The sequence below is a fragment of the Polaromonas sp. genome (assembly GCF_035638815.1).
In the GTDB taxonomy this organism is placed as follows: Bacteria; Pseudomonadota; Gammaproteobacteria; order Burkholderiales; family Burkholderiaceae_C; genus Polaromonas.
Window position 1 is genome coordinate 141,942 of sequence record NZ_DASQZG010000027.1, and the last position, 6,907, is coordinate 148,848.

Consider the following 6,907-nt stretch of genomic DNA (forward strand, 5'->3'; position numbering starts at 1 on the left):
GGGCTAGGTGGGCATGGAAATTAGAATGGGCCCATGCACATACACATACTCGGGATCTGCGGCACTTTCATGGGGGGTCTGGCGGCCCTGGCGCGCGAAGCGGGGCACCGGGTGACCGGCTGCGACACCGGCGTCTACCCGCCCATGAGCGATCAACTGCGTGCCTTGGGTATCGAGTTGATTGAAGGCTACGGCGCCGACCAGCTGGCCTACCGGCCCGACGTTTTTGTGGTGGGCAATGTGGTGTCCCGCGCGCACGACAGCCATGGAAAACCCAAATACCCGCTGATGGAGGCCATATTGGACGCTGGCCTGCCGTACACCAGCGGTCCGCAATGGTTGTCGGGCCATGTGCTTCATCACCCAACGCACCATCCCACCGGCCCGCGCCACGTTTTGGCCGTGGCGGGCACCCACGGCAAGACCACCACCACCGCGATGCTTACCTGGATTCTCGAATGCGCAGGCCTTGAGCCTGGTTTTTTGGTGGGCGGCGTCCCGCTTAACTTTGGCGTGTCGGCGCGCCTGGGTACGGGCAATACCTTTGTCATTGAAGCCGACGAGTACGACACGGCGTTTTTTGACAAACGCAGCAAGTTCGTTCATTACCGGCCGCGCACAGCGATTCTGAACAACCTGGAGTTTGACCACGCCGACATTTTTGACGACCTCGCGGCGATCGAGCGGCAGTTTCACCACCTGGTACGGACCGTGCCCGCGTCGGGACGAGTTGTGGTCAACGCCGCGGAAGCCAGTCTCACCCGAGTCCTGGGCCAGGGCTGCTGGAGTGAGCGGGTACTCTTCGGCGCAAACGCTTCCCCTGGATTTTCTGCACGCGGGGAGCCTGCGGCCTTCGATGTACTCAAGGACGGGGCCAAGGTTGCGCGTGTCGAGTGGGACATCAGCGGCGTGCACAACCAGCTCAACGCGCTGGCGGCGATTGCCGCGGCAGAACACGTAGGTGTTGTGCCGCAGGCGGCGGCTGAGGCTCTGGCGGAGTTTCAAAACGTCAAGCGCCGCATGGAGGTGCGCGGGGTGCTGAAGCGAGACGGCGGCGCGATCACCGTGTATGACGACTTTGCCCATCACCCCACCGCTATCCACACCACCGTAGACGGCCTGCGCAGACAGCTGAACAGCCAGAGTAGCCGGGGTATGGATCGCATCCTCGCCATCTTCGAACCGCGCAGCAACACCATGAAGCTGGGCACCATGACCGCGCAATTACCGGGAAGTCTGGCTCAAGCGGACCTGGCTTTTTGCCACGCCGGCGGGCTGGACTGGGACGCCCGGGCAGCGTTGGCGCCCATGGGCGTGCGCGCTCAGGTTGCAGACAGTATCGAAGAACTGGTCACGCAGGTGGTGGCAGCAGCCAGAGCTGGCGACCATCTGCTGTGCATGAGCAACGGCGGCTTTGGCGGCATTCACGACAAGCTGTTAAAAGCACTGGCGCGCCCTTAATTGCTACATTTTTGATAGCTATCACCGCCCGGCACTAAAGGGGAAGAGCCCGATTTGACTCTACAAATCAGGCTCTTCCCCGCGCATCGAAAATTAGCGTGCCCGTCTGGCTTTGACTGCCTCTGACAAGCCCTGCAGAACCTCCAGCGAGTCTTCCCAGCTGATACAGGCGTCGGTGATGCTTTTACCGTATTCCAGCGCTTTGGCATCGTCTTTGCCTGGGGTGAACTTTTGCGCGCCCGGTTTCAAATGGCTTTCAACCATGAGGCCAAACACCTGGCGTGAGCCCCCGGCAATTTGGGCCCCGATGTCGCGAGCCACATCGCGCTGTTTTTCATGCTGCTTGGAGCTGTTGGCATGGCTGCAGTCAACCATTAATGTGGCTGGCAACTTGGATGCTTCCAGCTCCTTGCAGGCCGTCGCGATGCTGACAGCGTCGTAGTTGGGCGCCTTGCCACCGCGCAAGATCACGTGGCAATCCCGGTTGCCGTTGGTCTGCACCACCGCTACCTGGCCATTTTTATGCACTGACAAGAAGTGGTGACCGCGGGCCGCCGCCTGAATGGCGTCTGTGGCGATGCGAATGTTGCCGTCGGTTCCGTTTTTAAAACCAATTGGTGCCGACAGTCCCGAGGCAAGTTCGCGGTGCACCTGGCTTTCGGTGGTGCGTGCGCCAATAGCCCCCCACGCAATCAGGTCGCCAATGTATTGCGGTGAAATCACGTCCAGAAACTCGCTGCCAGCCGGCAGACCCAGGCGGTTGATTTCGATCAGCAGCTGACGCGCGATGCGAAGGCCTTCATCGATGCGGAAAGTTTCGTCAAGGTAGGGATCGTTGATCAGCCCCTTCCATCCAACTGTGGTGCGCGGTTTCTCAAAATAGACCCGCATCACGATTTCCAGCGTGTCGGCATATTTGTGGCGCTGCTCGACCAGACGGCGTGCGTATTCCAGCGCGGCCTGTGGGTCGTGGATGGAGCACGGCCCCATCACCACCAGCAGACGGTCGTCCTTGCCGGCCATGAGACGCTGGATGTTCTGACGCGTCTGCGTGATCAGGGTCTCAACGGCGGTGCCACTGATCGGAAAGAAGCGGATTAAATGCTCGGGAGGTGGCAACACAGTAATGTCCTTGATGCGTTCGTCGTCGGTTTCGCTGGTCTTGTCGACGGGGTGCGCATACCAGGCATCGCTGGCTCGGGTGGCTTTTGCATTCATGGCGGGGCTTCCTTATAAAACTTCTATCGATCAAATCAGCACATCAAAAGGCAAAAAAAAACCGCCGGGTGTCCGGCGGTTTTCAGGAATCTGTTGCGTATTTATCTGCTTACGCGAAGATCTCTCTACCGCCGGAGGCGCTTGAGAACCAAAAGTAAGCAAAATAAAACTTTGCGGATGACATGGCCTGAAATGTAGCACATGAATGTCGACACCCCGAAAACGCCGAGCCAGCCCTTCGAAGGCTCGAGAAGATCGGTTCAAAAGCGAACGTCTGCCAAGGCTCTCCGGTCAAGCCGGGGCCGCGGAACGGGCTTCGCCCGGCCGCAGGCGCAGCGGCCCCCTCGGGGGGCAGGAAGTTACACGCAGTGAACGACCGTGGGGGCCACATATTTCAGCCCCGCAGCCTCTCCCACCACCGTCTGGCCCGCCTCACGCGGGGCTCATCCAGCGCAGCTGACGCGGACTGGCCTTCCTCCTGCCCGCACACCTGCTCATACATGTCGATCAGCAGCATGCCCTCGCCCAGTGTTCGCCAGGCAATCAACTCAAAATCTTCCAGACTGATGGCTGCAGGCGATGGCATGGCGGACGGCCCCTGTTGGTTTACTGGCAACAACCATTGGCCAATCAGCACGCGGAAATTGTTGAGCGCAGTCAGGTAGGCAGCATATTCATACAGGCCGCGCCAGGTTGGCGTTAAGGAAATTACCAGCGTGCGATGCTCGCGCAAGATCGTCATCAAATCCATCAGCGGCGCGGCTACGGCGACGGGCTCTGGCGCAGTCTTCAGCTGCGCCAGTACCGACTCTATGCTCACCGACAGCCCCGCCATGCCCTCAGCCAGCTGCAGGGATTCCTCGTCGGCCATGGCCGAACGCAGGAATTGGCTGAGCTCGCCAAAGCTTTGAATACTGGGAACATGGGTCGCCGGATCAATGGGCAACCGTGAGCTGGGTGGGGTACTCATGGCTCGCCTGAGTCCTGGGCCCAGCCTGAAGGCTAGGCGGTTCCGCCTACCGTGAGTCCGTCAATACGCAGGGTCGGCTGGCCCACGCCGACCGGCACGCTTTGGCCTTCCTTGCCGCAGGTGCCTACACCGCTGTCAAGCTGCATGTCATTGGCAATCATGGTGACGCGGGTCAGCGCGTCCGGGCCATTGCCCACAATCGTGGCACCCTTGACGGGGTACAGAATTTTGCCGTTTTCCACCCAGAAAGCCTCGCTGGCCGAGAACACAAACTTGCCAGACGTGATGTCCACCTGGCCACCGCCAAAGTTGGTGGCGTACAGGCCTTTCTTGATGCTGGCCACAATTTCCTCCGGCGCCTTGTCGCCACCCAGCATGTAGGTGTTGGTCATGCGCGGCATGGGCACATGGGCATAACTTTCGCGGCGGCCATTGCCTGTGGGTTTGACGCCGGACAAACGCGCATTGAGAGAGTCCTGGATGTAGCCCTTCAAAATGCCGTCCTCAATCAACACGTTGCGCTGGCTGGCATGGCCCTCGTCGTCCACATTGAGCGAGCCCCGGCGATCGGCAATCGTGCCATCGTCCAGAACCGTGACGCCCCTGGCGGCCACGCGCTGACCAATACGGCCCGAAAACGCACTGGAGCCCTTGCGGTTGAAGTCGCCTTCCAGGCCGTGGCCAATGGCTTCGTGCAGAAGGATGCCGGGCCAGCCGGGGCCAAGCACCACGGTCATTTCACCGGCAGGGGCCGGACGCGCCTCCAGGTTCGTCAGCGCCGCGGTGACGGCGTCGTTGACATACTCGGCAATTTGCGCCTCATCAAAATAAGCCAGGCCAAAACGGCCGCCACCACCGCCGGAGCCCATTTCGCGGCGGCTCTCACCGGCGATTTTCTGCTCGGCAATCACCGTCACGCTCAGGCGCACCAAGGGACGGACGTCGGCTGCCAACGTGCCGTCAGCGCGGGCCACCATCACCACGTCGTATTCGCTGGCCAGGCCGGCCATTACCTGCACGATGCGCGGGTCTTTGGCCTTGGCGAGTTTTTCTACTTTTTCAAGCAGTTTGACTTTGGCCGTGCTGTCCAGGGTGGCGATCGGGTCCAGGTCTTTGTAAAGGGAACGGCTGGCGGCAATTTTTCGCGCGCCTACCTTGGCGCGGCCAGAACGCGTGTCCGCCGAGATGGTGCGCACCGTGCGCGCTGCATCCAGCAGCGAAGCCTCGGAAATATCGTCCGAATAAGCAAAGGCAGTTTTCTCACCGCTGACCGCACGCACGCCAACACCCTGGTCGATGCTGAAGGAACCGGTTTTGACGATGCCCTCCTCCAGGCTCCAGCCTTCGCTGCGCGTGTACTGGAAATACAGATCCGCGTCATCCACGCCATAAGAAGTGATTTCACCCAAAGCCCGGCTCAAATGCGCTTCTGTCAGTCCAAAGGGGGCCAGCAACAGCTTTTGCGCAATATCCAGACGACCGGACGTGGACTCCGAATTTGGGCGGGTACGGGATGAGGAAACCCGGACTGACTTGGAGGCTGGCGCCGAAGCAGATTTGAGTGAGGTCATGCGGCCATTGTAGGCAGTTGGCCCTCACCCGCGCCCCGCGGGGCTTTCCCTAGCAGCCTCGCAGCGCCACGAAGTCCAAGGGGCCAGTTCAGCCGCTCAGGTCGCTGGTGGTGGCGCCCGGGCCGTTGGTTTTACAGGACTCGATGCCGCCATCACGGGCAGAAGCGCTGGCATACATCTGGCTTTGCCCAATCACCTGGTTGTTGCCCGCACGCAGGGTGAAATAAGGCGACCCGTCCTTGCCGTCCAGCCGCACATAGTTTGCGTCATCAGCCGCATTTTTCTGCACCGATGCGATGCCTGCAAGGGCGCTCGCCTTGGCGTCGTACATCTCGCTGGCCAGGATGGTCTGGCCATTGGCAGCCAGCAGCGAGAAGAAAAACTGGTCGTTTTTTGACTTTTTGAGCTCGAATTTTCCAGCCATAGCGATGTTCCTTGGATTAAAAACAGGGTTGAACCAACAGGACTCTCGCTTGTACCCTGCTACCAGCTTTCGCGCAACCGCAAACCACACGCCGAGCAACAACGGGCTATCAACGCCCCTGTAGATACTTGAATATCGCCGCGTCATCAAGTTCGGCCAAACCTGCCTGATGTGCTTGTGCAAAGACCTGGGCGGCACGGGCGCCAAGCGGACCTTCAAAGCCGGCGGCACGCGCTGCTTCAACCGCCAGACATGTGTCTTTTTCTAGCAGGGTCACATGGGCGCGCGGCGCAAAGTCGCCTGCAATCGCACGGCGCATGCGGTCCGAACCTATCCAGCTTTGGCCGCTGGATTGCTCAATCACATCCAGCGTTTTCTCCAGATCCAGACCCATCCGGCCGGCCAGCGCCAGCACCTCGGCGGCACCCACCAGGTTGATGCCCGCCAACAGGTTGTTGACCAGTTTGGTCCGTGCGCCGTCGCCAGGGTTGCTGCTGATGTGAAACACCTTGCTCGACAAGGCCTGCAACAACGCGGCCTGTCGGTCGTACACAGTTGGTTCAGACGCCACCATCAGGCTCATGGTGCCCTCACGCGCCCGCTGCGGCCCGCCAGACATGGGCGCGTCGACCGTGTGGATGCCGCGCTCGCCCAGCCGGGCTGCGAAAGACTCAACGTCCTGCGGAGAAATCGTGGGGCACAGTATCACCGTGCGGCCGCTCTGCAGAACACCAGCCACGCCCTGCGGCCCGAACAACACCTCATCGGTTTGCGCCGCGTTCACCACGCAGACAATGACTGCTACTGAATTGATAGCTAGCTGCGCAGGTGTTTGCTGGGCTACAGCCCCAAAAGGCTCAAGGAGCTGGATGCGGGCGGGATCCGTATCGCAAACCTGCACTGGCCAGCCGCAATCCCGCAGGCGCATTGCCATGGCGCCGCCCATGTTGCCGACCCCAATGATGCCGACTGGATGACGCATGGCCTCAGGTCTGCACCAGCCTCTTGGCCTTGGAAATCGACATCAGGATACCGACCGCGAGGCCCAGCGTCACCATGGCCGTTCCGCCATAGCTGATAAAGGGCAAAGGCACACCCACCACCGGCAAAATGCCGCTGACCATGCCCATGTTGACAAAGGCATAGGTGAAGAAAATCATGGTGATGGCGCCGGCCAGCAGGCGCGAGAACAGCGTGGGCGCATCCAGTGCGATGGCCAGCCCGCGCAGTATCAGGAATACAAAGGCGGCAATCAGCGCCAGG

7 protein-coding genes are annotated in these 6,907 nt (G+C 60.7%); 1 reads left to right on the forward strand and 6 read right to left on the reverse strand.

Annotation, left to right across the window (positions count from 1 at the left end):
- Positions 1 to 33 precede the first annotated feature (33 nt).
- A complete protein-coding gene (mpl, locus tag VE934_RS16870) occupies positions 34 to 1,461 on the forward strand; it encodes a UDP-N-acetylmuramate:L-alanyl-gamma-D-glutamyl-meso-diaminopimelate ligase (protein WP_324889651.1) in 1,428 nt (475 codons plus the stop codon).
- Between the two features lie 93 nt (positions 1,462 to 1,554).
- Here the strand turns inward: mpl and VE934_RS16875 are convergent, their stop codons facing one another.
- From VE934_RS16875 to VE934_RS16900, 6 genes are all read right to left on the reverse strand, one after another.
- A complete protein-coding gene (locus VE934_RS16875; RefSeq protein WP_324889653.1) occupies positions 1,555 to 2,679 on the reverse strand; it encodes a 3-deoxy-7-phosphoheptulonate synthase in 1,125 nt (374 codons plus the stop codon).
- A 394-nt stretch (positions 2,680 to 3,073) separates the two neighbouring features.
- Positions 3,074 to 3,649: a hypothetical protein gene (locus tag VE934_RS16880; RefSeq protein WP_324889655.1), complete on the reverse strand. Its 576-nt coding sequence runs from the start codon at positions 3,647 to 3,649 to the stop codon at positions 3,074 to 3,076.
- A 32-nt stretch (positions 3,650 to 3,681) separates the two neighbouring features.
- Entirely contained in the window at positions 3,682 to 5,220 is a 1,539-nt protein-coding gene (tldD, locus tag VE934_RS16885; protein ID WP_324889657.1) for a metalloprotease TldD, read from the reverse strand.
- A gap of 88 nt (positions 5,221 to 5,308) precedes the next feature.
- Positions 5,309 to 5,644: a YegP family protein gene (locus tag VE934_RS16890; protein ID WP_324889659.1), complete on the reverse strand. Its 336-nt coding sequence runs from the start codon at positions 5,642 to 5,644 to the stop codon at positions 5,309 to 5,311.
- A 109-nt stretch (positions 5,645 to 5,753) separates the two neighbouring features.
- Positions 5,754 to 6,626, reverse strand: coding sequence for an NAD(P)-dependent oxidoreductase (locus tag VE934_RS16895; RefSeq protein WP_324889661.1), 873 nt, complete (start codon positions 6,624 to 6,626; stop codon positions 5,754 to 5,756).
- Between the two features lie 4 nt (positions 6,627 to 6,630).
- On the reverse strand, positions 6,631 to 6,907 hold a 277-nt coding region (locus VE934_RS16900; protein WP_324889663.1), incomplete at its 5' end, for an FtsW/RodA/SpoVE family cell cycle protein.

Bases quoted from the DNA above. Each gene is read 5' to 3' on its own strand.
- VE934_RS16890 (WP_324889659.1), bottom strand. From the start codon at position 5,644: ATGGCTGGAAAATTCGAGCTCAAAAAGTCAAAAAACGACCAGTTTTTC.
- mpl (WP_324889651.1), top strand. From the start codon at position 34: ATGCACATACACATACTCGGGATCTGCGGCACTTTCATGGGGGGTCTG.
- VE934_RS16875 (WP_324889653.1), bottom strand. From the start codon at position 2,679: ATGAATGCAAAAGCCACCCGAGCCAGCGATGCCTGGTATGCGCACCCC.
- VE934_RS16880 (WP_324889655.1), bottom strand. From the start codon at position 3,649: ATGAGTACCCCACCCAGCTCACGGTTGCCCATTGATCCGGCGACCCAT.
- tldD (WP_324889657.1), bottom strand. From the start codon at position 5,220: ATGACCTCACTCAAATCTGCTTCGGCGCCAGCCTCCAAGTCAGTCCGG.
- VE934_RS16895 (WP_324889661.1), bottom strand. From the start codon at position 6,626: ATGCGTCATCCAGTCGGCATCATTGGGGTCGGCAACATGGGCGGCGCC.